Consider the following 23,360-nt stretch of genomic DNA (forward strand, 5'->3'; position numbering starts at 1 on the left):
GATTCTTGTTGTCTTGCCCCGCCGTCTTGCGGGACAAGGTGCATCTGCGCCGCTTAACGGACCCTGACTGTCGCCGGCCAATCCAAACCGTGGTTTTGAATTGATGAAGATCGACGTTGGGACATCGTTAAGCATGATGCGTGCGCATGCGAACGGCGATGACGAGGCTCGTTTCGGCACAAAATCGCATCAAAATGCATAACAACTGTGGATAACGTGATGACAACGCCATGACAGCACGCGGCATGAGCCTGCGAATCTGCTGGGATTGTCATCGAGGATGTTGCGAGGCTGGCCCTCCGCCAAGCATGCCTCGGTGTCGCGTTTCAATCCATGAAAACCTTGAGAGGATACTATGGCTAAGAAAGCGAAGAAGGCGAAGAAGGCCAAGGCGAAGAAGGCCAAGAAGTCGAAGAAGAAGTGAATTTTGGCCCGGGTGGAGTGCTCAGCTCCGCCCGGGCTCCCAACTCCGGGTGCAATTTGGAGAATGGCGGGCCGCGGGTCCGCCTTTTTCATTCCGGATCTGTCCTCCCGTCGTCCCTGCGAACGCACATCGGCGCTAAAATAGTGTTGCGGGTCGGAATCGTTTGTGATTCCAGCGTGTCATGAGGCACGAATCACTGGTGAATGAGGACTGGGCGAACGTTGTCGCCCGGCTTGGCGGGGTGGAAACGCTTGAAGTTACGGCGCGTAAGACGAGAGCGTTTTTGCGTCCGCGTGAGATCACCAATGCGGTGGATTTGCTGAGATTGATCTTGGCTTACTGTCTGTGCGAGCGCGGATTGCGCTCGACCGTTGCATGGGCGACATCGGTAGGTCTTGTCGATATTTCCAACGTGGCTCTGCTATATCGACTGCGTCAGTGCGGGGACTGGTTCGCAATGCTGGTGGGTCAGGTACTTGCGGCCACTGCCCCGTCAGCGAGCCGGGGACGAATGATCCGCATCATCGATGCCACTTCGGTGCCGAAGAAAGGATCGGAGGCCAGGAAGAAGAACAAGGTGTGGCGCATCCACAGCGCGTTCGATCTGCCGCAGGAACGCTTTGGCCACTTCGAACTGACCGATCAGCGGGCGGGCGAGACGCTCGACCGGATACCGGCGGTGGCTGGAGAGATCCGCCTTGCCGATCGCGCCTATTTGCAACCGGACCGCATGGCGACCCTGCTCGAAGCCGGAGCGGACCTCGTGATCCGGGCCGGCTGGAAGAGCGCGCGCTGGCTCGATGCCGAAGGTGAGGTGTTCGATCTCCTCGCCGCGTTGCGCAAGGCGGCAGTCCGCGGGCTGATCGATCGGCCGATCTGGGTAAAACGCAAGCGCGGCGCACCTCTCGCCTTGCGTCTGGTCGCCATCAAGAAGCCGGTGCAGGCGGCTGCCGACGCGCGACGCAAGGCGCGCCGCGACGCACAGCGAGGCGGTCACCAACTCTCGAAGCAAACGCTCGAGGCCGCCGAATGGGTGATCCTGATCACCTCACTCAAGCCCAAGGACTTCGCAACCGCCGATGTCCTGGCCCTATATCGCCTTCGATGGCGGATCGAACTCGGCTTCAAACGATTGAAGAGTCTGATCGGCCTGAAGGGACCGCCAGGAACCGATGAAGGCTCCGCCAGACCCCACGTTCTGGCTCATCTATTGGCCATTCTGCTGCTCGAGCCGTTCATCGACGAACTCGAGGTCTCTCCCCGCTTGGCCGAAGCCGCCTGACGCCGCCTGGCGCTTGGCGTCTGCTTCAGAATCTCGTCGCCTCGCTGCTTCAGGCGATTATCCCACAGCCCACAATCGCCTGCCTGCGCCGGTCAAAGTCGGCGCTCCAGCGCCATCTTCGCGAACCCCCAAGAAAACGCACGTATCAAACAATGATCCAACTACCTTAGCGCCTATGTGCGAACGCAGGGACCCACAACCACCGTCCTCCCTAACAGCAAACGACGACTGCCACAGCGCCCAAAGGAAAAGCCGCGGCGTATGGGTCCCTGCGCCCGTGCGCAATTGCGCACTACGCAGGGACGCCGTGTGGAGATGACAGCGCGCGACATCTGCGCCACGCATTGCGAAGCAGTCAGCGCTCCGCCAGCGCGAGCTTGGCGCCGAGTGCGGCAAATCCCGCCGCAAAGCTCCGGCGCAGCCAGGCCATCGCCTCCGGGCGGGTGATGACACGGTCGCGCAGCGAGGCTGCGAACAGGCCGTAGACCGCGAACACCGCAAACGTCATCGCCATGAAGGCTGCGCTCAATTCCAGCATCCGCGCCAGCGGGTGCGGCTCGTCGACGGCCACGAACTGCGGCAGGAAGGCCAGGAAGAAGATCGACAGCTTTGGATTGAGGATGTTGATCAGGATCGCGGTTGCGATGACGCGGCGACTGGAGCGCGCCGAAGCCGTGGGGCGCGTATCAATCGACAGCGCGCCCGTCTCGCGCAACGCCTGCCAGGCCATGTAGAGCAGATACGCAACGCCGCACCATTTCAGCGCGGCAAACGCCAGGGCGCTCGTGTGCAGCACCGCGGCAAGCCCGAGCATGGCGGCCAGCATGTGCGGCAGGATGCCGAGCGTGCAGCCAAAGGCCGCCGCAACGCTCGGCCGCGCGCCCAGCGTCAGCGCCACCGCGAGCGTATAGAGCACGCCGGTGCCGGGTGAGGCGACCACGATCAGCGAGGTCAACAGGAACGACAGCGTCATGCCCTGCCATTAACACGGCGGCATACGGCAGGGAAGCGGCGCGCGGCGGCTTCTTACGAACGCGGCCGCGCCTCGTCGTTGCGGCGCCTTTCATACAGCATCCGTTCGGCCTCGCGAATCACGTCGAGCGGCGCCCACGGCTTGGACCAGAACTGCACGCCATCGGGCAATTCCTGATGCAGCGGTTTGCCCGAGGTGACGATCACTCCCATGTCGGGATTGTACTTCCGGGCGATGTGCGCGAGCTCAACGCCGTCCATGTTGCCGGCGAGCTGCACGTCGGTCATCATCAGGACCAGACTGCCGGCCGCGCGCTCCAGCACCAGCTCGGCGGCCTCCGCACTCTCGCATTCGATGACATCGACCTCGCTCTCTTCCAGCAGCAGGCAAATCATGTCCCGTTGCATCGGATCGTCTTCGACAATGAGGGCCGTCGCGCGATGGGGTTTTGATTGTCCCATATGAGCCTCCTCTGGATTCGCGCCGGTTTGGCGATGCCCCTTCTGTCGGGTAGTCGACGTTAAGGCCCGAAGCGCTTTATTGTTCAGTTCCAATTTGCGAAAGTTGCGGAACCCCGCCTTCCTTCTCGACCTGCATGGAGTTCACCCAATGACTGCGATATCCGGAAGTGCGGCCGCCGTGACCGGCGCTGCCAGCGGCATCGGCCGCGCGCTGGCGCTGGAACTGGCCGCGCGCGGCTGCGATCTCGCGCTGGCCGACCGCGACGAGGCTGGGCTGCAGCAAGTGGCCGCCGAGATCGGCAAGGCGGGCGCGCGCCAGATATCGACCCACCGCGTCGATGTCGGCCAGCCCGCCCAGATCCAGGCATTCGCGCACGCGGCCATTGCCGCCCACCCCCGGCTCAACATCGTCATCAACAATGCCGGTGTTGCGCTGCTCGGCGCCTTCAACGAGGTCGACCAGGCGCAGATGGAGTGGCTGATCAACATCAATTTCTGGGGCGTGGTGCACGGCACCCGCGCGTTCCTGCCGCATCTTTCGACGCAGCGCGAGGCGCATATCGTCAACCTCTCCTCGATCTTCGGCATTCTCGCCCCGCCCGGCCAGACCGCGTATGCGGCGGCAAAATTCGCGGTGCGCGGCTTTTCAGAAAGCCTGCGGCATGAGCTGGCGATGGCGAAAAGTCCGGTGAAACTCTCGGTGGTGCATCCCGGCGGGGTATTGACCAACATCGTGCGCAACTCCCGCACCGGCAGCGGTATCGCCGACAATGCGCGCCGCGCCGAATCCATCGACCGCTTCGATGCAATCGCCAAGACCACGCCGCCGATTGCAGCCCGGCGCATCATCACCGGCATCGAGAAAAACCAGCCGCGGATTCTGATCGGCAACGACGCGTGGTTCATGGATCTGTTGCAACGATTTCGTCCGGCGACGTATTGGGCGGTGCTGGCGAAGCGGATCGGGAGGACGGCGGAGCGGGAGGGGAAGTGAGTTCGGCATGCGGATGGTGCCCCTTCGCAGGATGGGTGGAGCGAATCGATACCCATCAATGCCGACGTGTGCGGCGATGGGTTTCGCTGTAGCGTGCCCACCATCACGAGCGAACGTGAAATGGTGGGCACGGCGCTGGCGCGCCTTTGCCTACCCTACCAAGTTACGAAGCGACGAGGCTCTTATCGCCCGACCAGCCTGTCGGCAAAATACCCGATCGTCTTGCGGTAGATCGTGGCCCTGTTCCACTCGCGCATCGCTTCGAAATTCGCGGTGCCCTCGCCGTAGGGCGCGCCGCCCTTGAAGCCGCTCGTGTGCAGCAAGTTCGCGGTGGAGGCGAGCACGTCGGGGACGCTGTGACGCAAATCGACGTGGCCGTTGCCGTCGAAGTCGACGCCGTACTTGATGTAGGACGACGGCAAGAATTGCGTCTGGCCGATTTCGCCGGCGTAGGCGCCGATCAAATCGCGCAAGGGCAGATCGCCGCGCTGCACGATCTTCAGCGCCGCCAGCAGTTCGCCCTGGAACAGTTCGGTGCGGCGGCAATCATGCGCCATGGTGGCGAGCGTGCGGATGACCGGCATTTTTCCGATATCACCCTTGCCGAAATCCGACTCCAGCCCCCAGATCGCGACCACGATCTCGGGCGGCACGCCAAACTTCTGCTCGATGCGCGCCAGCAGCGAGCCATGCCGCTGCAGCATCTGCCGCCCGATGTTGATGCGCCCGGGGCCGACGCGGGTGGAGACATACTGCTCGAACGATTTGTTGAAAGTGCCGCGCTGGCGGCGGTCGAAGGTCAGCACCGCCGGATCCTGCGTGATGCCGGCAAAGGCCTGACTGATCACGGCCTGCGAGACGCCGGCCGCTGCCGCCTCCTGCGACATCGCGGAAACGAAGGTGTTGAAATCGCCGCCGCAGCGGGCGGCGTAGGTCGGGGTGGAGCAGATGACGGCACTGAGGAAAATGGCCCAACGAATGATGCGCATGCGAATCCCTTGTTAGCTCCCGCTCCGATCATGGCATGGAAAATAGCGCGCGAAACCCCGTCGTCCCCGCGCACGCGGGGAGCCATACGCCGCGGCCGATATTGTTAAAGCGGACTGGTTGACGGCTTGGCTTCAACAATTGCCGACTGTGGTTATGGGTCTCTGCTTTCGCAGGGACGACGACACAATTAGCCCCCTACTCACTCCCCGCCGTCGATCTGGCGGCCCATCAGCGCGATGGCTTTCTGATAGACACCCGCGGCATTCCAGGCCTGGATGGCAGCAAAATTCGGCTCGCCCGGCTGGTAGCCTGCGCCCGCGCGCCAGCCATGGGCCTTCAAGAAGTTCGCGGTCGAGGAGAGCGCATTGGCGGCGTTTTCGAGATTGCCGGTGCCGTAGGCCAAAATGGCTTTGGGCATGAACTGGGTCTGGCCGACTTCGCCATGCATGGAGCCGCGCTGGGCTGGCGAGAGCGCGCCGCGATCGATCAATTGCAGCGCCGCGTAAAGATGCTCGGTGAAATATTCCGAACGCCGGCAGTCATAGGCCAGCGTCGCGATCGAGGCGAGCATGTTCTGGTTGCCGCGCTGGCTGCCGAACCCGGTCTCCATGCCCCAGATCGCAAGCAGCGGCCCCGGCGGCACGCCGTAGCGGCTCTGAATGGAGGCAAACAGCGCGCCCTGCGACTGCTTCAACTGCCGCCCTCTCGAGACGATGGTCGTAGCTCCCCGCTTGGCGAGAAACTGATCGAGCGAGAGATTGAAACTGCGCTGGCCGCGGTCGGCATTGATGGTCGCCTGCGCGTAGTTCGTCGCCATCAGCGCCTGGATGGTCGAGGCGCTGATGCCCTTGGCTTGCGCCTCGCGAGCGAATTCCTGCTTCCAGGCAGCAAAGCCGGCGGACGAGCTGCCGCATTGGGCGGCGCGGGCCTGCGAGTTGAAGCATGCGAACATTGCCAGAGTGGCGCTGAAAGCAAATGCGAGGCGGAGCATGGAAAAGCCATTCCTTAAGAGAGCACTGCAAATAAGCATCGGCTTCTAGCACGTCCTTGGCCGCGCTTCGAGCGGTTGCGGCAAACGCACGGGCAAAATCTCCCCGAAAACGGCCATGATTGCGACTAATTTGAACCGGGTGGTGTTCTGCCGCGACCCTTACGAGTCGTATTTCGTCCCGCCCTTCCCCTCGATCGTTTCTCGAACCAATGGATTTCCCATGGGCTTACCGCGCATACTGTTCAGGCCGATCCTCCTGCTGCTCGCCTTGTCGCTTGGCGCGATGACGAACGCTTCCGCGCAGACGCGCGACGTGGCCGGCGCAAAAGATTATCCCGGCATCGGCCGGTTCGGCGGCAGCGTCATCACGGGCTATCAGGTGAAGGATTTTGACGCGGCGCGGATACAAGGAGCCGCCTTCAAGGACGGCCAGCCCACCGACGCGCGGCGGCTGGAAGGCCGCATCACCCGCATCGCCTATCGCACCAATCCCGGCCCCTCGATCCTGGAAGTGTCGCGCAATTTCGAGACGCAACTGGCAAAGGCCGGCTTCGAAACGCTGCTTGCCTGCGACACCGAGGCCTGCGGCGGCATTCCCTTCTCGGAAGCGATCGACGCGCTGCCGATCCCGCAGATGTGGGTGGACGGCTTCAACTATCGCTATTTTGCGGGGCGCAAGACCGATGGCGGGCGCGAGACCTATGCCAGCCTCATCGTCAGCGAGAACAACCGCGACATCTATGCGCAGCTCGTGATCGCCGAACTCGGCGCCATCCAGAACAAGATGGTGGATGCGGCGGCAATGGCAAAGGGCCTCGGCGAAGCCGGCCACATCGCACTCTACGGCATCTATTTCGACACCGACAAGGCGGTGGTCAAACCCGAAAGCCGCCCGACGCTCGAACAGATCGCAAAACTGCTGACGGGCCAGCCGCAGCTCAACGTCTTCATCGTCGGCCACACCGACAACCAGGGCGCTTACGACTACAATCTCGATTTGTCGCGGCGGCGGGCTGAGGCGGTGGCGGCGGAACTTGTGAAGAACTTTCGTATTGTGCAGGCGCGGCTGAAGACCGCCGGCGTAGGATTTCTGGCGCCGGTCGGCTCCAATGCCAACGAGGGCGGCCGCGCGCTGAACCGGCGGGTGGAGTTGGTGGCGCCGTAGGGCCCGCGGGAACTCGAGCCAGGCGCGCAGCAGGAACGAACTTTCAGCCAACCGCGGAAGTCTCGTAGAATGGGCCGCGCCAGCGAGAGGCGAGCTCTCGCGCCGGGGACCGCGTTGGAGCATTGCCTGTTCCGCATTCAATCTGCCCCGCTGATCAGGAATAAAATCATGTTAACCTAAGGATGTTTCTTCATCTGATAGGATACTTTTTGAATAGCAACTGTTCTTGTTTTGTTCTAAGGTGGCTTTATGGCATCCTCGACGCAAATCGAATGGACTGACGCAACCTGGAATCCTGTCACGGGTTGCACAAAGATCACTCGTGGCTGCGACTTTTGCTATGCGGAGCGTTTTTCAGAACGCTTTCGAGGAGTCCCTGGCCATCCGTTTGAAAATGGTTTCGACCTAAGACTACGACCGGAGCGGCTAACCCAACCGCTAAGCTGGCGACAGCCGCGCCGTATCTTCGTCAACTCTATGAGCGACCTCTTTCACAAAAACATACCTAGACCCTTCATTGATTCGATATTCGACACAATGGAGGCTGCTGACTGGCATACGTTTCAGGTTCTAACCAAGCGCAGTTCGCTTATGGTCCGATATCTTCGCGATCGATACGGCATAGGCAAAGCACCCTCGCATATTTGGTTGGGGGTATCCGTCGAAGACGCGAAAAATGCAGTTCGATTGAAGCATCTCCTCGCTGCACAGGCATCCGTCAAATTTGTCTCCTTCGAGCCTCTGCTAGGTTCTGTAGGCAAGATCGATCTCAAGGGAATCGACTGGGCCATTGTGGGCGGGGAGAGCGGCCCGAGTGCACGTCCTATGGCAGAAGAATGGGCGATAGAAATTCGAGATCACTGCCGTTCGGCCAAAGTCGCGTTCTTCTTTAAACAATGGGGCGGCGTTCGGCCTAAGTCCGGCGGTCGACTTCTTAGGGGCCGCGAGTGGAACGACTATCCTCGTGTGTCTTGCCTTAAACCTGTGGTTTCTTCCTTGCCACCAGTTGATTTTAACGCGAATTAGGTCTGGACTTGGCAGGATCAGACAAAATCCATTAGGCAGCTTCGGATGCAGCCAAGAACGACAATTTGGGAACTTGAGCCGCATACCGCGGCAAAGCATGAGATTCTCCGTCGATATATTCAGGCTTGGGCACCAATCCTAAGCCAAGGAAATTTTCCTCATCTCGTTTTTGTTGATGGATTCGCTGGGCCAGGCCGCTATTCGGAAGGCGAGGAAGGCTCACCTGTCATCGCGGCAAAGGCCGTAATCAATCAGCTCCGCCCAATCAAAGCCAAGGTCGATTTCCATTTCATCGAACTCGATGAGAAACGGTCCGATCACCTCGCTACCGAGATTGGGTTACTAACATTCCCGTCAAATGTCTCGGCCAAGATCCACGGCGGCCGTGCCTTTCAAGACACGTTCCCTGAGGTTTGGGACAGCTATGCATCCAGGCCAGGTCGTTCGCGACCACCGACATTCGTGTTCATCGACCCGTTTGGATTTAAGATACCCTTTTCGAATGTAGTGAAAGTGCTAAGCGCACCAAGCTGCGAGGTGTTGATCACCTTCATGTTCGAGGAGATCAACCGATTCCTGTCACAAGGCCAACAGCCCGACAATTTTGATGATCTCTTTGGCTGCCGCGACTGGCGGGAAGGAATTGACATAAAGCTACCGAGAGAGCGCGTGAAATTCCTTCACGACCTCTATCAGAGGCAACTTACGCAAGCCGCCGGGGCCCGCTTCGTACGCTCTTTCGCAATGCGCAATGAGCGCAATACAATGGACTATTTTCTCTTCTTTGCGACGAATAACGAACTTGGATTGAAGAAAATAAAAGAGGCTATGTGGCGAGTTGACGAAAGCGGAACATACACATTTTCTGACGCAACAGACCCAAACCAATCTGTGCTCTTTTCAGCAGAGCCTAACCGTGAATTGCTCAAACGACTCATCGTGGGCAAGTTTGAAGGAACTGAGGTAACAGCCAGCGAGATAGAGCGTTTCGTGGTTCATGAGACACCGTTTCGGGAGACCCATTACAAGAAAGTGCTTCAAACTCTGGAGGGAGCCGAGAGACTAATCCCAATTGATCCCCCAGCAAACCGGCGACGCGGAACTTATGCCGATATAAATATGAAATTGCGCTTCGAGCCCAAGACATGAATTGTGAAAGACATGCTGGCCATAGATTTTGAGCAGCAGGAGGGAATCACCGTTCCTTACCCTCCGCTATTCGATGGCGTCCGCAACAACTATGGCTTCGTAGACCTCCGAGGACGGCCCGATCTCGCCGCTAGAATTTCTGAGGGATGTGCCTCAGATGCATTAAAGAACCTTCTTGTTAGGTTGTCTGAGCGCGGCTCCCCATTTTTCACGGTTGGCTGCGATCTTGGTTCACACGAAGAGCCAGACGGTGATAAGAACGCTCGATACGTTGCGGGCGGATATGTTCAATTAATGCACTGTCGTTATGCGGACCGATCGCCAGAAGACTATTATTCATTCGGCGAGGTAATAGCGAAAGAGTTGGGCGAATTATCCCAAGATCACAGTTGGCTTCTGCGTTTCGTTCTAACGTTTGTGGCCTTTAACCTCGACGATTTCTCGAGCCTCACTCCCTCAGTTTGGATGTGGTTTTATGCAAAGGGGCACAATCCAGAAGCAGCCGTGGCATCCCGCGAAATATTGATTTCTGAATTTCGTGAGACTCTGGCGAGCAAACAGCTAAACCTTCTTCTCGAAGAATGGTGCTAAGGGAAAATCTCGAACAAATGAAAACGGCGAATTCTCGCCCGCTGCCTTGTTTCTAAGGAACCCAAGTCTATCCCGGTCATGACGATCTGAATCAACTATCCAAGAACGACTGCAACCTTCTGCTCCGGCTGCCGCTTTGGCTGCCAAGGACAATGGCTATGACCAGGTCCAATGGTTTCAAAGTCGGAATCGGAATTGTGATCGCCGCGCTGGCGGGAAGCCAGCAGGCATCCGCCCAGACGCCAACGCTTTCCGTAGACCCTTCACGATTGCCGCGTCTCGGCACCATCGACGCGCGTTTTCAATCGTACAACGTTGAAATGGTCGAGGTCACCGGCGGACGGTTCTGGAAGCCTTACGCAGCGAGCGCCTCCGCGCCGTCAGATCGCGGCGCCGATAACGCCGGGAATATGCCTGCGGGCGGCAATCCCGACCTCTACGCGTATCGGGAGCCGATCGACCTGTCGAACCCGCGGCTCCGCGCATTGGCTGCGGCGCTGGCGCCGGCCTACCTGCGCGTCAGCGGCTCCTGGGCCAACAGCACCTACTTTGCAGAAAGCGATGAGACGCCGTCGGTGCCGCCCAACGGCTTCCGCGCGGTGCTCAGCCGCGAACGCTGGAAAGGCGTCATCGACTTTGCCCACGCCGCCAGCGCAGAGATCGTGACCTCGATGGCCACGAGTGCCGGTGCCCGGGACGCCGCAGGCCGATGGCAGAGCGATCAGGCGCGTCGCTTCTTCGCCTACACCAGATCCGTCGGTGGCAGAATAGCCGCCGCCGAGTTCATGAATGAGCCGACGCTGGCCGCGATGGGCGGTGCACCCAAAGGCTACGATGCGGCAGCTTACGGGCGGGACTTCAAAGCCTTTGTTGCGTTCATCAGGGCGAGCGAACCGGATGTGATGGTTCTCGGCCCCGGTTCGATCGGCGCGACTATAGCGCCGCAATCATCCAGGCCGTCCGGCTCCGGATTCATCTCTACGCGGGACTTGCTTGCAGCATCCGGCCCCGGCATCGACGCTTTTTCCTATCATCACTATGGCGCGGTCTCGCAACGGTGCTCTCCGGATCAAACCACACAAGAGGCCGCGCTTTCGGAAGCGTGGCTGGCGAGCACGGGCCGGACGCTCGCGTTCTACCAGTCGCTCAGGGACGAATTTGCGCCTGATAAGCCGATGTGGCTGACCGAAACCGCCGAGGCGGCTTGCGGCGGCAATCCCTGGGCTTCCACTTTCCTCGATACGTTCCGATATCTCGACCAGCTTGGCCGGCTTGCCAAAGCCGGCGTCCAAATGGTCGCGCACAACACGCTGGCTGCGAGCGATTACGGCCTGCTTGACGAGAAGACGTTCCGGCCGCGGCCAAACTATTGGGCGGCGCTGCTCTGGCGCAGGCTGATGGGCACAATTGTTCTCGACGCCGGCGCGCACGAGGGGATGCACCTCTACGCGCATTGCCGACGAGGCGTGCGTGGGGCCGTCGCGCTGCTGGCCATCAATACCGACAGGACAATCGCCGCCACCTTGCGATTGCCCGTGTCCAGCGAGCGTTACACGCTGTCGGCGGATGATCTGCAAAGCACCGGCGTGAAACTGAATGGATCGGCTCTCGAACTCGGCCTAAACGACGATCTTCCGCGGCTTACCGCAGTGACATCGCCACCCGGTTCGATCGAGATCGGACCGGCCACGATCACTTTCCTCACGGTCGGGGAAGCCAAAAATCCGGCATGCGATTGAATTTCTTGCGGATGCCGGTCGTGCGCTCGTCCATGCGCCTGTCCCGCGGCGCGTTGACCAGACTCACCAACGTGTAGCTGATGATCAGCAGCAGGAACCAGGAGCCGAACTTTCCGAAGGAAACCATCGACCAGCCGTGCCGCTGCGATGGATAGAGCCAGGTCTTGGTGAAGGTACCGATGTTTTCCGAGAACCAGATGAAGAGCGACACCAGCGTGAGCCCGAGCAATAGCGGCATCGAACGATGGTGGTGCCAAACCCTGAAATAGACGCGGGTGCGGAAGAACAGCCAGCCGGCAAGAGCGAACAGCAGCCAGCGCAGGTCCGGCATGAAGTGATGGCTGAAGAAATTGACGTAGATCGCGACGCTGAGCACGGCGAGGCCGAGGCGCCGCGGATGATGGGAAAACTCGAAATCGAACAGCCGCCACGCGCGGCAGAGATAACTGCCGATGCAGGCATACATGAAGCCGGAGAACAGCGGCACGCCACTGACGCGGAAGAAATTCGGCTCCGGGTAAATCCAGGAGCCGGCCTGTGTCTTGAAGATCTCCATCGCCGTTCCGACGAAATGATAGATCAGGATCACCTTCGCCTCGTCCGCTGTCTCCAGCCGGCCCGCGAGCAGCGCGACCTGAACCGTGATCATGCAGAGAAACAGAAAGTCGTAGCGCGGAAGCCACGCTGCCGCCGGATAGAACCACCAGGTGGCGATCATCAGGAAAACAGCGATCCCGCCGAACAGGCAGGCCCAGGCCTGCTTCACGCCAAAGCGGAAAAATTCGTAAAGCGCTGAGGTCCAGCGGCCCTTCGCCATGAAGCGGCCGAGCCGGTATTCGCCCGCGATGAAGGGGCGCAGCGGCGGCCAGATGGCGGCGGCGCTCGGCAGGGGTTTTGAGGTGTCGGGCTTGCGGTCCGGGGGGCGATGCATGCCATCGACGATGGCGGCGGAACGCGGTGCAAAATTGGCAAATATTTGCAGATTGCGCTTAGTCCCTGCGCTGTTCTTGCGCAGCGCTATTTTGCTTTGACAACGTCGCCCTGATCGAAGAAAAGCCGCCCATGGCCAAGAAACCCGGGACCAATCCCAAAGGCGAGTTCGCCTTCTTCAACGTCGTCTATGAAGACGACTCGCAACGCTCCAACCGGCGCGTGCCTTCCGAGCTGCTCGGCGGGCTCGACGGCGACGAGCCGGCGCGCGGCTACATCATGGAGCAGGACCGCGAGATCGCCGAAAAATCCGGCCGCACGCCGCTGGCGATCAAGAGCATCAGCCGGGTTGGGGCGAAGAAGAAATAGGGCGCCGCGGTCTAGGCCATTCGGGTGAAACGGCGGCGCTCACCAACGCCCCTTCCGTCTATTCCAGGCAAACAGCAGGTCGGCAAACCGGTCATAGACAAACCGCGTGACCGGCAGCATCGCCCGATTGCCGAACAGCGAAGCCAGCCATCCCTCGCCCTTTGTTTTCAGCCAGATCGCGATCGCGACATCCGCGCCGACGATCAGGCGGCCGGTCTCATCCGTCGCGTGCAGGCGGCGACGCACGTCGTCGAGCGACGCGCCGTATGACGCGAGCGCGTCGGGTCGCTCGTTGATGTCGTTGAAGGAGATGTGGCCGGCGCGGACGGCCTGAAGCAGCTTGTTGCGCTGCCAGTCGATGCCGGCGTCGCAGACGGGGCAGCGCGTGTTGTACCAGACAACAAGGCGATGCCCCGTCATGATCGGTCAGTTATCGAGGAACGACCGCAGCTTCCGGCTCCGCGACGGATGCTTCAGCTTGCGCAGCGCCTTCGCCTCGATCTGACGAATACGTTCGCGGGTCACGCTGAACTGCTGGCCGACTTCTTCAAGCGTGTGATCCGTGTTCATGCCGATGCCGAAGCGCATGCGCAGCACGCGTTCTTCGCGCGGCGTCAGCGAGGCCAGCACGCGCGTGGTGGTTTCGCGCAGGTTGGACTGGATCGCCGCATCGATCGGCAGGATCGCGTTCTTGTCCTCGATGAAATCGCCGAGGTGTGAATCCTCTTCATCACCGACGGGCGTCTCCAGCGAGAGCGGCTCTTTCGCGATCTTGAGAACCTTGCGAACCTTCTCCAGCGGCATGCCGAGCTTTTCAGCGAGCTCTTCGGGCGTCGGCTCGCGGCCGATCTCGTTGAGCATCTGGCGCGAGGTGCGCACGATCTTGTTGATCGTTTCGATCATGTGCACGGGGATTCGGATAGTGCGCGCCTGATCTGCAATGCTGCGCGTGATCGCCTGCCGGATCCACCACGTGGCGTAGGTCGAGAACTTGTAGCCGCGGCGGTACTCGAATTTATCAACCGCCTTCATCAACCCGATGTTGCCTTCCTGGATCAGGTCGAGGAACTGCAGGCCGCGGTTGGTGTACTTCTTGGCGATCGAAATCACCAGACGCAGATTGGCCTCGACCATTTCCTTCTTGGCCTGGCGCGCCTCGCGCTCGCCCTTCTGCACGCCGTGCACGATCTTGCGGAATTCGCCGATCTCGAGACCAGTGAGGGCTGCCAGCGACTGGATCTCGTGGCGCAGCTCCTTGATGCGGTCCTTTTCGTGATGCACGAAATTCTTCCAGCCTTTTGCGGAAAGTTTCGAGACACGGTTGAGCCAGCGCGGATCGAGTTCCGAGCCCTGGTAGTTGCGCAGAAAGTCTTCGCGCGCGACGCCGTGGCTGTCACCCAAACGAAGCAGGCGGCCTTCGAACGAGACCAGCTTCTTGTTGATGTCGTAGAGCTGCTCGACGAGGGAATCGATGCGCGCTTGATTGAGGCGCAGCGACTTCACCTCGACGATGATTTCATCCTTCAGCTTCTTGTACTTGCGCTCCTGCGAGGGCGACAGCGACTCGCTCTGCAGCTGGTTGGCAATGTCCTGTTCCTGCAGGCGGCGCAGCTTCTTGTATTCGGAGGCGATCTTGTCGAACGTCTCGACCACCTTCGGCTTCAGCTCGGCCTCGATGGCCGCAAGCGACATCTGGTTTTCGAACTCGTCGTCATCCATGTCGCCTTCGGCGGCGGCTTCGCCCGGATCCTTCTCCTCGGTGTCTGCACCGGGAGCAGGCGCGGCACGGAACGGGGTCGCCGACGGGGGAGCAGCGGGCGGCGCGACATGCGCGGGCGCCGCCTCGCCATTGGGCGGGCGCGCCATCCGCGGGCGCTGCGATCATCGCCGGGTTCATGTTGTTCTTGGCGTCGGGGCCGGCATAGGTGGCTTCGAGATCGATGATGTCACGGAGGAAGATCTTTCCTTCGTTGAGTTCATCGCGCCAGATGATGATGGCCTGGAAGGTCAGCGGGCTTTCGCACAGCCCTGCGATCATCGCCTCGCGGCCGGCCTCGATGCGTTTGGCGATCGCGATTTCGCCTTCGCGCGACAGCAATTCCACCGTGCCCATCTCGCGCAGATACATGCGGACGGGGTCGTCGGTGCGCTCGCCGGGCTCGGACTTCTTGACCTCGGTGACGGCCTTCTGCGTAACCTCGACAAGCTCGTTGTCGGTGTCGTCGTCGGCCTCTTCCTTTTCCTCGTCGGCGTCGGCCTCTTCGGCTTCCGACACGTTGATGCCCATGTCCGACAGCATCGACATGATGTCTTCGATCTGTTCGGGCGAGGTGGTGTCGGAGGGCAGCACTTCGTTGAGCTGATCGAAGGTCACGAAGCCGCGCTTCTTGGCCTGCTTGATCATCTTCTTGACCGCGGCATCCGAGAGGTCAAGCAACGGCGACGGCGCGTCGGGGCTGTCCTTCTCAGGGGCGTCCGCTGCCTTGTCGTCTTTTTCCTTGTCTTTAACCTGCAGCGTCTTTGCCTTGGTGGCCATTCATCAAGCTCCCGAAACGCGCTCGTGCGGGATGGCGCGCAACGCCACCCGCCTCTGAATTACTGAAGTCGTCAGCAGGATGTCTTTTGTTCGAAAAGCCAACCCGCTAGATCCTTGCTCTTTGCGCGTGATCGTTTCGGAAAACCGGATATCCATTTTTCCGGATCACGCTCGTGCCCCTGAGTATTCCGCATGCTCACGACGCGGAAAGGGCGGCGCAGACTGTCGCCACCCCTGTAACCCGCCATCGCCGGTGTTATGCCAATAGCCCTTCGGCGCCGTTAAAGTAACCTTCGGACTATTAAGCTTCGCTTAACCCTGTTTTTGCCGCCAAACCATGGATTTGGCGAGTCTTTTTGCGGGCACGGCCGCCGCCGTCCGCATCATTTTTTTATCTCACACGCTCTTCCGGAACCGGCCCGAAAGCTCGCCGAAACCCTCGATCAGGGCCTCCGTGCCGTCGAGCGACTCAAGTCGGGCGCTGACGTCCTTCAGCCACGCCATGTTGGCGTCAGTGGGCTCATCGCCCAACGCCAGCTCGGCATCTTTCTTCTCCCTAAGTAGGGCATGTGTTTTCTGATGCAAGACAACGAGTTGCTGCCAGGTCGCCAAAACATCTTCCCGGGCCGCGCCGGGCTTGGCGCCCCAGACGGCCGCGGTCGTGATCGCTCGCTCAACCCTTTGAAGAACCTCGCCTAATCCTCGCGCTTCGAGATCGGCCCGCATTTTCTCGGCCTGCTCCTCGACGTCGGGAGAATGGTGATGGTCATTGGCGAAGGCGGCGATAATGCCGGCGCGGAGCTTGTTGGCCTCGGGATGGGCCAGTTCCAGGGCGGCTACCTCCTCCAGATGGTCGTGCAGCAGCCAGGGGTGATTGATCAGGGATTGCAGGATCAGCGCCTCGCGGCGGGACATCGCGCTGCGCTGGCCGCGCATGATCGGACTGGTCGCGAGCTGGGGGCTGGCCGCCTGGTAGGGGCCCGGGGAGATCGCAGGGCTGCCACCCGCCCCCGGTCCGCGCCCGCCCCGGGGGGCGAATCGGCCGACCTGGCCCTGGCTGAACCCGCTGCGGGGGGCAAACGTGCGGGGTGATTCGCCCCGCCCGGTCCGGAAATTACCCCGACCGTAGCCGCCGCCCCCACCTTGCGGCGCAAAGGCGCGCTGCAGGCGATCGGCGAGATCGTCGCGATAATAGCGACGCACCACCTCATCGCGGATGCCCTTGCTGAGTTCGTTGATGCGTGCTTCCAGCGCCGCGCGCCGCTCGGGGGTGGCAAAGCTGCCGCCCTCGATTTCGCGCGACCAGAGCATGTCGACGAGCGGCCGCGCGGCTGAAATCACTTCCTCGATCGCGCCGCGACCGCCGGTGCGCGCGAGGTCGTCGGGGTCCTGCCCTTCCGGCAGCAGCGCAAAGCGCAGGCTCTTGCCGGGAAGGAGCGCAGGCAGCGCGAGGTCGGCGGCGCGATAGGCCGCCTTCTGGCCGGCGCGGTCGCCGTCGAAACAAAGAATCGGCTCGTCGGCCATCTTCCACAGCAGCGCGAGCTGGTTTTCGGTCAAGGCCGTGCCGAGCGGGGCGACCGCGCCGCCAAAGCCCGCGGTGACCATGGCGATGACGTCGACATAGCCTTCGACCACGATCAGCGGCGAGCCGTTATGCGTCGCCTGCCGCGCGGTTGAGAGGTTGTAGAGATTGTCGCCCTTGTGAAACAGCGGCGTTTCCGGCGAGTTCAAGTATTTTGCCGGAACGTCCTTTTCCAGCGCGCGGCCGCCGAAGGCGATGACGCGGCCCCTCGCATCCGTGATCGGAAACATCACGCGATCCCTGAAACGATCGAACGGAACGGGCTTGTCCTCGCCCGCCACCAGCAGCCCCGCTTCCACCATGTCCTCGGTCGAAATGCCCTGCGCGCCCAGATGCTCCTTCAGCGCAAAACGATCCGGTGGCGCATAGCCAAGGCGAAACTGCAGCTGCGTCGCCGGCGAAATGCCGCGGTCGCCGAGATAGCCGCGCGCCTTGGCGCCGTTGCGCGAGGCGAGTGTGTCGGCAAAGAATTTGGCCGCGAGTTCCATCACGTCGTGGAGCGTCTTGCGGCGCTGCTCGTGGCGCGCGGCATCGGGGGTGGTCGCCGGCAGCGCCATGCCGGCCATGGAAGCCAGCCGCTCGACGGCTTCCGCGAAGCCGACGCCCTCGGTCTCCATCAAAAACGAGATGATGTCGCCGTGCTTGCCGGAGGAGAAGTCGTGGTAGAAGCCCTTCTGGTCGTTGACCGTGAACGAGGGCGACTTCTCCTGCTGGAACGGCGACAGCCCCTTGAACTCCCTTCCTGCCTTCTTCAGCTTGACGCGCCGGCCCACGACTTCCGAAACCGGAAGCCGGGCGCGCAGTTCGTCGAGGAATTGGGGCGTGAAGCGCATGAATCAGGTAGCTGCCAGAGTCGTGGGGCCGTGCCAACCGATTAGCGATACAGGGACCGGCCGACAAAATACGAAGGTTGGCGGGTTTCTCGCCACTATTCACAGCCGGGAAGCGGCAAAATCTCTCCTCGTCATGGCCGGGCTTGCCGCCTCCGCTAAAACTTCGGCGCGCCAGCACGGGAAAGCCGCGGCGAAGCCTTGGCGTAGCCGGGACCAGGCCATCCACGTTCTAGGCCGCCACCTTGCAAGAAAGGCGTGGATGCCTGGGTCAAGCCTGGTCAAGCCCGGGCATGACGGCGGAGTGCGGCACGCACACAGCTTGAACCGCGCCCAGTTCCGGGCTTCCATATCCCCATGTTCACGGTGTTCCGGGGTGGCAAGAGCGGGGCGTGGCGGGTGACGCGGTTCGCGCCGGTGAAGGGCGCGGCGCTTTCGCCGACGCCATCGATGTCGGTCGTGCATTCGCTGTCGATCGCGCTGCCGATGCTGCCGTCAGCAACCTCGTGGCGGCTGGCCGGCGTCGCCAGCCACCTGCGCTATACCGAGCGGCCCGAGAAGGAGCAGCTTGTCGCCGTGCAGGCCGAGATCGGCCGGCCCGAGGCGACGTACGCGGCGCTGATCCCGATCAAGAAATCGGCGGCGTGGTGGGAACTGACCCAGGAGGAGCGGCGGCAGATTTTTGAGGACCGATCGCACCACATCGCGAACAGCCTGAAATATCTGCCGGCGATCGCCCGCCAGCTCTATCACTGCCGCGACCTCGGCGAGACCTTCGACTTCCTGACCTGGTTCGAATACGCGCCTGCGCATGCGGACGAATTCGAGGAACTGGTCCGCACGCTGCGCGCCACCGAGGAATGGCGCTATGTCGAGCGCGAGGTGGATATCCGCATGGAGCGCGAGCGGCTGGATGCGGGCTGACCCATTCTCGTGCCCCAGCTTAGCAGCGCAGCACGAAAGTGCTGCGCTGCTAAGCCGGGGCCCACGCTTGCGGCGTAACGGGCTTGGGCTTGGGTCCCGGCTCTGCGGCGCAGCGCTACGCACCGCACCGCGTCCGGGACAAGAGAGCTAGTTCTCCAGAAACTTCCCCGAGGCGATCTGTGGCAGGCCGGTGACCGGCCAGTTGTAGACATAGGTCCACGCCTCGCCGGCCGCGCCGTCCTCCTCCGTCACGGACAGCATGCGGCGGATATATTCGGTCGGCTCCGGAAAACCCGCGCCGCAGGCCTCATACATGTCGAACTCGCCGAGCAAAGCGTCGCGGTCGCGCAGGCGGTACAATTCGCCGAACACGATGTCACCAGCGTCGTCCGAGAGCACGAGCCCCGGATAATGCTTGATCAGGTAGAGCCGGCCGCGGCAGGTGGCGGTCCCGAGAAAATCCGCGCTGCGCGACAGAAGCTGCGCCATCGGATGGTCGAAGCCGCGCATCAGCGTGCCGTAGACGAACAGTCGATCTGAAATCATGGGCTTTCTATGTCATTGCGAGCGCAGCGAAGCAATCGGGCCGCAAGCCGCGACATCGATTGCTTCCGCCTTCGCTCGTTGAGCTACGGCGGACACGGTCGCAATGACGGTGTCAGCCGACCCCGATCGCCATGGTCAGACCTTCTCCGCCTGCGGCGCTTCGCGTTGCTCTTCCGGCTCTTCGCCGACGGAAACGACCTCGATGTGGACCTCCATGCCCGCGAACGCGTCGGTCGGGCCGAGATACGTTCCGTGCAGCGGAATCGCCTGACGCGGGTCGCGGGCGACTGCGACGCGGATCAGGTCGCGGGTGCCGACGATGCCGTTGGTCGGATCGAACTCGATCCATCCCGCACTCGGCAGATAGACCTGCACCCAGGCATGGGTCGAGCCCCCGCCGACATAGCCATGCGCGCGGTCGCCGGGAATGAAGACATAGCCGGAGACGAAACGCGCGGCGATGCCGAGCCGGCGCAGCGCCTCGATCATGAACAGCGCATAGTCGCGGCAGGTGCCGGAGCCGGTCTGCAGCGTGTCGAGCGGATGCTGGGTGCCCTGCTCGTGGCGCTTGCGATAGGTAAAGGCCTCGCGGATGCCATGCGTCATGCCGCTCAGGATGTTGAAGGTCGGCGTCGGCCCCTCGGCGTCGAGAAATTTTCGGGCCCAGGCCGACAGTTCGCCATGCGGATCGCCATATTGCGGCGTGACGAACTGCAGCAGGTCCGGGAATTCCTCGTCGTCATAGAGGAAGGGATAGAAATAAGCGGGATCGTCCGCAGTGAGCGCGAACTCTTCCTCCGGATTGTGCTCCACCGTCACGGTCGAGGTGAACGACAAGGTGTCGGCGCGCTCGTCGAAGGTAGCGATCGCAACGCTGTTGCCGAACACATCGTGAATCCAGCGCAGCCGCATCGGCTGCGGCTCGATATCGAGACTGCTGGACAGCACCCGCAGGTCATGACCGTCGCGCGGGCGCAGCATGATGCGGTGCTCGCCGAACGCGACGGGACGGCTGTAGCGATAAACGGTCTTGTGGTTGATGGTCAGGAGCGGCATCGTCAAACAATCATCGATTCTGGTACGTCTAATCTAGGTCGAATCCTGCTCAATTGTAGATCGGGGTGCCGATTCGATAGGCACTGCTTTAAGGAAAACGCTTTGGACGACGCCGCCGATACAACACTACTCCTCAGCTCCGAAGACGTTCCTCCGGTCCACGAATTCAACGCCGCGGGACGCTCGCCGTTCCTGTTGACCTGCGACCACTACGGAAGGCTGATCCCGCGCATACTCGGCGATCTCGGCCTGCCGGAGAGCGAATTGACGCGCCATATCGCCTGGGACATCGGCATTGCCGGCGTCGCGGAGGCACTCTCAAAACATCTCGACGCCCATCTGATCGTGCAGCGCTACTCCCGGCTCGTCATCGACTGCAACCGCCCGCTCGATGTCGCAAGCTCGATCCCGCGCATCAGCGAGGCGACCACGATTTCCGGCAACGAGGGCATTTCGCGCGAGGCCGCCGCGATGCGGCGCGCGCAGGTCTTCGATCCCTACCACCGGCGCATCGGCGAGATCATCGACCGGCGCGGCAGCGCAGGAATGCCGACGGTGCTGGTGTCGCTGCACAGCTTTACGCCCATTTATGCCGGCATAGCGCGGCCCTGGCATATCGGCACGCTCTATCACCGCGACACGCATCTGCCGCCGCTGCTGCTAAAGCTGCTGCGCGCCGAGGGCGATCTCGTGGTCGGCGACAACGAGCCCTATGCGGTCAGCGACGAGACCGACTACACGATTCCTGTGCATGGCGAGGCGCGCGGGCTGATGAACACGGGGATCGAAATCCGCCAGGACCTGATCTCGGATCCCGCGGGCGAGAAAGCGTGGGCCGAGCGGCTGGCGCGAATCTTTGCTGAAATCGAGCCCATGCTGCGCGCGCAGCAATTGCTGTCCGCCTAGCCGTGCACCGCCGCATAATACGCGACGCCCCAGATAAAGGTGACGGACGCCCAGAGTATCCAGATCTGGCTAACGTGAGGCTCCAGCACGGCTTCCGACGGATTAAGCGGATTGACGTAGACTTTGACTTTGGCGCCGGTGGGATATTTTCGGGCGAAGCGCTCCACCAGGCCCCTCGACGTCGACGAGACCTTGCCGCCGAGGCTGGCGTGCTGGCTAACATAATCGATGCCGTTGAAGCGATACGCGAAGGAAACCTTGGACTGGAACGTGAGCTGGCTGCGTTCGGCGGGCTCCGACGGCGCGGACATGAATTGTTCGAGGCCCGATGATTTGATGGTGCCGGGCACGACCGGCCATTTCCTCGCCAGCGAAGCCTGGCGGTGCAGCGCCAGCCCGAACAGCGCAATCAGAAATCCGAACGCGCTCATGGCGACGACAAACGGCGACACTTTGGGGTTCGTGAGATGTTTCGATGCGAATTCAGTCAGCTGATGCAGGCCGAAAGCCGAGCCGAACACGATCGCCAGCACGATCGCCGTTCCGATTCCGAGGCAGCCCCATAGGCCCTTCGGCAGGTCGCGCTCCAGCACCGCCTGGTCCGGATGCAGCGGATTGTAATAGACGGTGACAACGGTGCCGACCGGATATTTCGCGATGGTCTCCGCGACCTCGAAATTTCCGCGATCCTCGCCGATGCTGACACGGTTGTTGCGCAGCTTGCGGCCCGCGACGGAATATTCGTAGACGACGTTGGCGAAGTTGCGCTGTTCGATCCGATGCCTGTCCTGGCGGTCGCTGTCGATCACCTCGACGTCGCGCACTTCCGCCTTCGAGATCACGACCTTGCCCGGCGCAGACGGCCAATCGCGGGCCGCGCGCACCTGCAGGCTCTTGTACGCGGCTGCGACCAGAATCAGCCCGAGCGGCGCCAGCAGCATCGCATAGACGAACCACGGCAGATCGGGCACGAAATTCTCCCCCAGAACGGGCGGGAAATCCGCCCCGTTCCTCAGACGCGCCGAGGCCGCGAATGGTTCAATTGGCGGGAAAGACTACCTTGCCCGCGTCAGCGCCAGCCAGATGCCGCCGCCGATCATGAAGCCGCCGGAGACGCGCGACAGCAACCGCGTGCGCTGCTTGGAGAAGAACAATCGCGCCCGGCCGGCCAATAGCGCATAGATGGCGTCGGTCGTGGCCGCGATCACCATAAAGGTGATGCCGAGCAGCGCCACCTGCGGGAGGTGGTCCTTCTCCATGTCCATGAACTGCGGAATGAAGGCGCCGAAGAACACCAGCACCTTGGGGTTAGAAAGCAGGACCAGAAAGCCCTGCAGGAAAAACCCGCCGCGCGGCGGCGGCGGCGGTTCATCGGCGTTGACGCCTTCGACCGGCGAACGGATCAGCTTGATGCCGAGCCAGATCAGATAGGCCGCGCCGGCAAAGCGCACCCAGTCGAACCAGTAGCCCATGGTCGCCATCAGCGAGGTCAGGCCGACCGCGACGATGCCGATCACGATGGCGAGGCCGGTCTGCGCGCCGGCGCAATTGATCAGCGCCGCGCGGGTGCCGTGCCGCAGGCCGTTGGCGATCAACAGCGTCACCACCGGACCCGGTAATAGCGCGAGCGCGATACAGGCGGCGACAAAGGCGAGATAGGCTTGAAGGGACATGGGGGAACCCGGCTGGAGAGCGATTTGGTCATTATGCATGTGAGGGAGGCAGATGGAAGGCGCGCGCGGCTGGTAAGCTCCCTCTCCCCGTTCTTTACGGGGAGAGGGTTGGGGTGAGGGGCTCTCTCCGCGGATGCGCTCCATCGATAGACCTGTACCCCCTCACCCGGATCGCATCTTCGATGCGATCCGACCTCTCCCCGCAAGCGGCCGCTTGCGGGGA

General features: G+C 61.8%; 22 protein-coding genes and 1 pseudogene. 10 read left to right on the forward strand and 13 right to left on the reverse strand.

Annotated elements, in window-relative coordinates; translation table 11 throughout:
- Positions 1-189: 189 nt before the first annotated feature.
- On the reverse strand, positions 190-516 hold the full coding sequence (locus V1293_RS17675) for a hypothetical protein (RefSeq protein WP_334511155.1): 327 nt from the start codon (positions 514-516) through the stop codon (positions 190-192).
- Positions 517-935: 419 nt separating this feature from the next.
- On the opposite strand from V1293_RS17675, the gene V1293_RS17680 reads away from it, so the two are divergent.
- Entirely contained in the window at positions 936-1,706 is a 771-nt protein-coding gene (locus tag V1293_RS17680) for a transposase (protein WP_334511156.1), read from the forward strand.
- Between the two features lie 355 nt (positions 1,707-2,061).
- Here the strand turns inward: V1293_RS17680 and V1293_RS17685 are convergent, their stop codons facing one another.
- Entirely contained in the window at positions 2,062-2,679 is a 618-nt protein-coding gene (locus V1293_RS17685; RefSeq protein ID WP_334511157.1) for a LysE family translocator, read from the reverse strand.
- 53 nt (positions 2,680-2,732) lie between these two features.
- A complete protein-coding gene (locus tag V1293_RS17690) occupies positions 2,733-3,140 on the reverse strand; it encodes a response regulator (protein ID WP_334511158.1) in 408 nt (135 codons plus the stop codon).
- Positions 3,141-3,288: 148 nt separating this feature from the next.
- On the opposite strand from V1293_RS17690, the gene V1293_RS17695 reads away from it, so the two are divergent.
- On the forward strand, positions 3,289-4,134 hold the full coding sequence (locus V1293_RS17695) for an SDR family NAD(P)-dependent oxidoreductase (protein WP_334511159.1): 846 nt from the start codon (positions 3,289-3,291) through the stop codon (positions 4,132-4,134).
- Between the two features lie 182 nt (positions 4,135-4,316).
- Here the strand turns inward: V1293_RS17695 and V1293_RS17700 are convergent, their stop codons facing one another.
- Together V1293_RS17700 and V1293_RS17705 are read right to left on the reverse strand one after the other, a co-directional pair.
- Positions 4,317-5,123, reverse strand: coding sequence for a lytic murein transglycosylase (locus tag V1293_RS17700; protein ID WP_334511160.1), 807 nt, complete (start codon positions 5,121-5,123; stop codon positions 4,317-4,319).
- A gap of 200 nt (positions 5,124-5,323) precedes the next feature.
- Positions 5,324-6,076 (reverse strand): lytic murein transglycosylase, encoded by a 753-nt coding sequence (locus V1293_RS17705; RefSeq protein WP_334516774.1) that lies wholly within the window; start codon positions 6,074-6,076, stop codon positions 5,324-5,326.
- Positions 6,077-6,335: 259 nt separating this feature from the next.
- Here V1293_RS17705 and V1293_RS17710 point away from each other — a divergent pair, with 259 nt between their 5' ends.
- From V1293_RS17710 to V1293_RS17730, 5 genes are all read left to right on the forward strand, one after another.
- Positions 6,336-7,280 carry an OmpA family protein gene (locus V1293_RS17710; RefSeq protein WP_334511161.1) on the forward strand — a complete coding sequence of 315 codons (945 nt, stop codon included), beginning with the start codon at positions 6,336-6,338 and terminating at the stop codon, positions 7,278-7,280.
- 249 nt (positions 7,281-7,529) lie between these two features.
- Positions 7,530-8,306 carry a DUF5131 family protein gene (locus V1293_RS17715; RefSeq protein WP_334511162.1) on the forward strand — a complete coding sequence of 259 codons (777 nt, stop codon included), beginning with the start codon at positions 7,530-7,532 and terminating at the stop codon, positions 8,304-8,306.
- Positions 8,307-8,351: 45 nt separating this feature from the next.
- A complete protein-coding gene (locus tag V1293_RS17720; protein WP_334511163.1) occupies positions 8,352-9,455 on the forward strand; it encodes a three-Cys-motif partner protein TcmP in 1,104 nt (367 codons plus the stop codon).
- Between the two features lie 3 nt (positions 9,456-9,458).
- Positions 9,459-10,046, forward strand: coding sequence for a hypothetical protein (locus V1293_RS17725; protein WP_334511164.1), 588 nt, complete (start codon positions 9,459-9,461; stop codon positions 10,044-10,046).
- 158 nt (positions 10,047-10,204) lie between these two features.
- Positions 10,205-11,785, forward strand: coding sequence for a hypothetical protein (locus tag V1293_RS17730; protein ID WP_334511165.1), 1,581 nt, complete (start codon positions 10,205-10,207; stop codon positions 11,783-11,785).
- On the opposite strand, the gene V1293_RS17735 is transcribed toward V1293_RS17730, so the two are convergent.
- Positions 11,748-12,716 carry a DUF817 domain-containing protein gene (locus V1293_RS17735; RefSeq protein ID WP_334511166.1) on the reverse strand — a complete coding sequence of 323 codons (969 nt, stop codon included), beginning with the start codon at positions 12,714-12,716 and terminating at the stop codon, positions 11,748-11,750. The two genes, V1293_RS17730 and V1293_RS17735, sit on opposite strands and share 38 nt — an antisense overlap.
- 131 nt (positions 12,717-12,847) lie before the next feature.
- On the opposite strand from V1293_RS17735, the gene V1293_RS17740 reads away from it, so the two are divergent.
- Positions 12,848-13,084: a hypothetical protein gene (locus V1293_RS17740; protein ID WP_057849867.1), complete on the forward strand. Its 237-nt coding sequence runs from the start codon at positions 12,848-12,850 to the stop codon at positions 13,082-13,084.
- Positions 13,085-13,123: 39 nt separating this feature from the next.
- On the opposite strand, the gene V1293_RS17745 is transcribed toward V1293_RS17740, so the two are convergent.
- The 3 genes and pseudogenes from V1293_RS17745 to dnaG form a co-directional block, all read right to left on the reverse strand.
- The gene (locus V1293_RS17745) at positions 13,124-13,504 is read right to left on the reverse strand and encodes a thiol-disulfide oxidoreductase DCC family protein (protein ID WP_334511167.1); all 381 of its coding nucleotides are present in this window, start codon (positions 13,502-13,504) and stop codon (positions 13,124-13,126) included.
- A gap of 6 nt (positions 13,505-13,510) precedes the next feature.
- Positions 13,511-15,620 (reverse strand): annotated as a pseudogene (gene rpoD / locus V1293_RS17750) (RNA polymerase sigma factor RpoD).
- A gap of 396 nt (positions 15,621-16,016) precedes the next feature.
- Complete coding sequence (gene dnaG, locus V1293_RS17755) at positions 16,017-18,035, reverse strand: DNA primase (RefSeq protein WP_334511168.1); 2,019 nt, start codon at positions 18,033-18,035, stop codon at positions 16,017-16,019.
- A 354-nt stretch (positions 18,036-18,389) separates the two neighbouring features.
- Here dnaG and V1293_RS17760 point away from each other — a divergent pair, with 354 nt between their 5' ends.
- Positions 18,390-18,956: a chlorite dismutase family protein gene (locus V1293_RS17760; RefSeq protein WP_334511169.1), complete on the forward strand. Its 567-nt coding sequence runs from the start codon at positions 18,390-18,392 to the stop codon at positions 18,954-18,956.
- Positions 18,957-19,103: 147 nt separating this feature from the next.
- Here V1293_RS17760 and V1293_RS17765 read toward each other — a convergent pair whose 3' ends face one another.
- Both V1293_RS17765 and V1293_RS17770 read right to left on the reverse strand, forming a co-directional pair.
- Positions 19,104-19,502 (reverse strand): gamma-glutamylcyclotransferase family protein, encoded by a 399-nt coding sequence (locus V1293_RS17765; protein ID WP_334511170.1) that lies wholly within the window; start codon positions 19,500-19,502, stop codon positions 19,104-19,106.
- 135 nt (positions 19,503-19,637) lie between these two features.
- A complete protein-coding gene (locus tag V1293_RS17770; protein ID WP_334511171.1) occupies positions 19,638-20,558 on the reverse strand; it encodes a transglutaminase family protein in 921 nt (306 codons plus the stop codon).
- A 102-nt stretch (positions 20,559-20,660) separates the two neighbouring features.
- Here V1293_RS17770 and V1293_RS17775 point away from each other — a divergent pair, with 102 nt between their 5' ends.
- Positions 20,661-21,464 carry an N-formylglutamate amidohydrolase gene (locus V1293_RS17775; protein ID WP_334511172.1) on the forward strand — a complete coding sequence of 268 codons (804 nt, stop codon included), beginning with the start codon at positions 20,661-20,663 and terminating at the stop codon, positions 21,462-21,464.
- Here V1293_RS17775 and V1293_RS17780 read toward each other — a convergent pair.
- Complete coding sequence (locus V1293_RS17780; protein WP_334511173.1) at positions 21,461-22,435, reverse strand: DUF3592 domain-containing protein; 975 nt, start codon at positions 22,433-22,435, stop codon at positions 21,461-21,463. The two genes, V1293_RS17775 and V1293_RS17780, sit on opposite strands and share 4 nt — an antisense overlap.
- Before the next feature lie 84 nt (positions 22,436-22,519).
- A complete protein-coding gene (locus V1293_RS17785) occupies positions 22,520-23,137 on the reverse strand; it encodes a LysE family translocator (RefSeq protein ID WP_334511174.1) in 618 nt (205 codons plus the stop codon).
- Between the last annotated feature and the right edge of the window lie 223 nt (positions 23,138-23,360).

The organism is Bradyrhizobium sp. AZCC 1693, assembly GCF_036924745.1.
In the GTDB taxonomy this organism is placed as follows: domain Bacteria; phylum Pseudomonadota; class Alphaproteobacteria; order Rhizobiales; family Xanthobacteraceae; genus Bradyrhizobium.

Coding starts and splice junctions, on each gene's coding strand:
- V1293_RS17770 (WP_334511171.1), bottom strand. CDS start 20,558: ATGCCGCTCCTGACCATCAACCACAAGACCGTTTATCGCTACAGCCGT.
- V1293_RS17720 (WP_334511163.1), top strand. CDS start 8,352: ATGCAGCCAAGAACGACAATTTGGGAACTTGAGCCGCATACCGCGGCA.
- V1293_RS17760 (WP_334511169.1), top strand. CDS start 18,390: ATGTTCACGGTGTTCCGGGGTGGCAAGAGCGGGGCGTGGCGGGTGACG.
- V1293_RS17685 (WP_334511157.1), bottom strand. CDS start 2,679: ATGACGCTGTCGTTCCTGTTGACCTCGCTGATCGTGGTCGCCTCACCC.
- V1293_RS17745 (WP_334511167.1), bottom strand. CDS start 13,504: ATGACGGGGCATCGCCTTGTTGTCTGGTACAACACGCGCTGCCCCGTC.
- V1293_RS17705 (WP_334516774.1), bottom strand. CDS start 6,076: ATGTTCGCATGCTTCAACTCGCAGGCCCGCGCCGCCCAATGCGGCAGC.
- V1293_RS17700 (WP_334511160.1), bottom strand. CDS start 5,123: ATGCGCATCATTCGTTGGGCCATTTTCCTCAGTGCCGTCATCTGCTCC.
- dnaG (WP_334511168.1), bottom strand. CDS start 18,035: ATGCGCTTCACGCCCCAATTCCTCGACGAACTGCGCGCCCGGCTTCCG.
- V1293_RS17695 (WP_334511159.1), top strand. CDS start 3,289: ATGACTGCGATATCCGGAAGTGCGGCCGCCGTGACCGGCGCTGCCAGC.
- V1293_RS17735 (WP_334511166.1), bottom strand. CDS start 12,716: ATGCATCGCCCCCCGGACCGCAAGCCCGACACCTCAAAACCCCTGCCG.
- V1293_RS17715 (WP_334511162.1), top strand. CDS start 7,530: ATGGCATCCTCGACGCAAATCGAATGGACTGACGCAACCTGGAATCCT.
- V1293_RS17680 (WP_334511156.1), top strand. CDS start 936: ATGATCCGCATCATCGATGCCACTTCGGTGCCGAAGAAAGGATCGGAG.
- V1293_RS17765 (WP_334511170.1), bottom strand. CDS start 19,502: ATGATTTCAGATCGACTGTTCGTCTACGGCACGCTGATGCGCGGCTTC.
- V1293_RS17675 (WP_334511155.1), bottom strand. CDS start 516: ATGAAAAAGGCGGACCCGCGGCCCGCCATTCTCCAAATTGCACCCGGA.
- V1293_RS17710 (WP_334511161.1), top strand. CDS start 6,336: ATGGGCTTACCGCGCATACTGTTCAGGCCGATCCTCCTGCTGCTCGCC.
- V1293_RS17785 (WP_334511174.1), bottom strand. CDS start 23,137: ATGTCCCTTCAAGCCTATCTCGCCTTTGTCGCCGCCTGTATCGCGCTC.
- V1293_RS17730 (WP_334511165.1), top strand. CDS start 10,205: ATGACCAGGTCCAATGGTTTCAAAGTCGGAATCGGAATTGTGATCGCC.
- V1293_RS17740 (WP_057849867.1), top strand. CDS start 12,848: ATGGCCAAGAAACCCGGGACCAATCCCAAAGGCGAGTTCGCCTTCTTC.
- V1293_RS17690 (WP_334511158.1), bottom strand. CDS start 3,140: ATGGGACAATCAAAACCCCATCGCGCGACGGCCCTCATTGTCGAAGAC.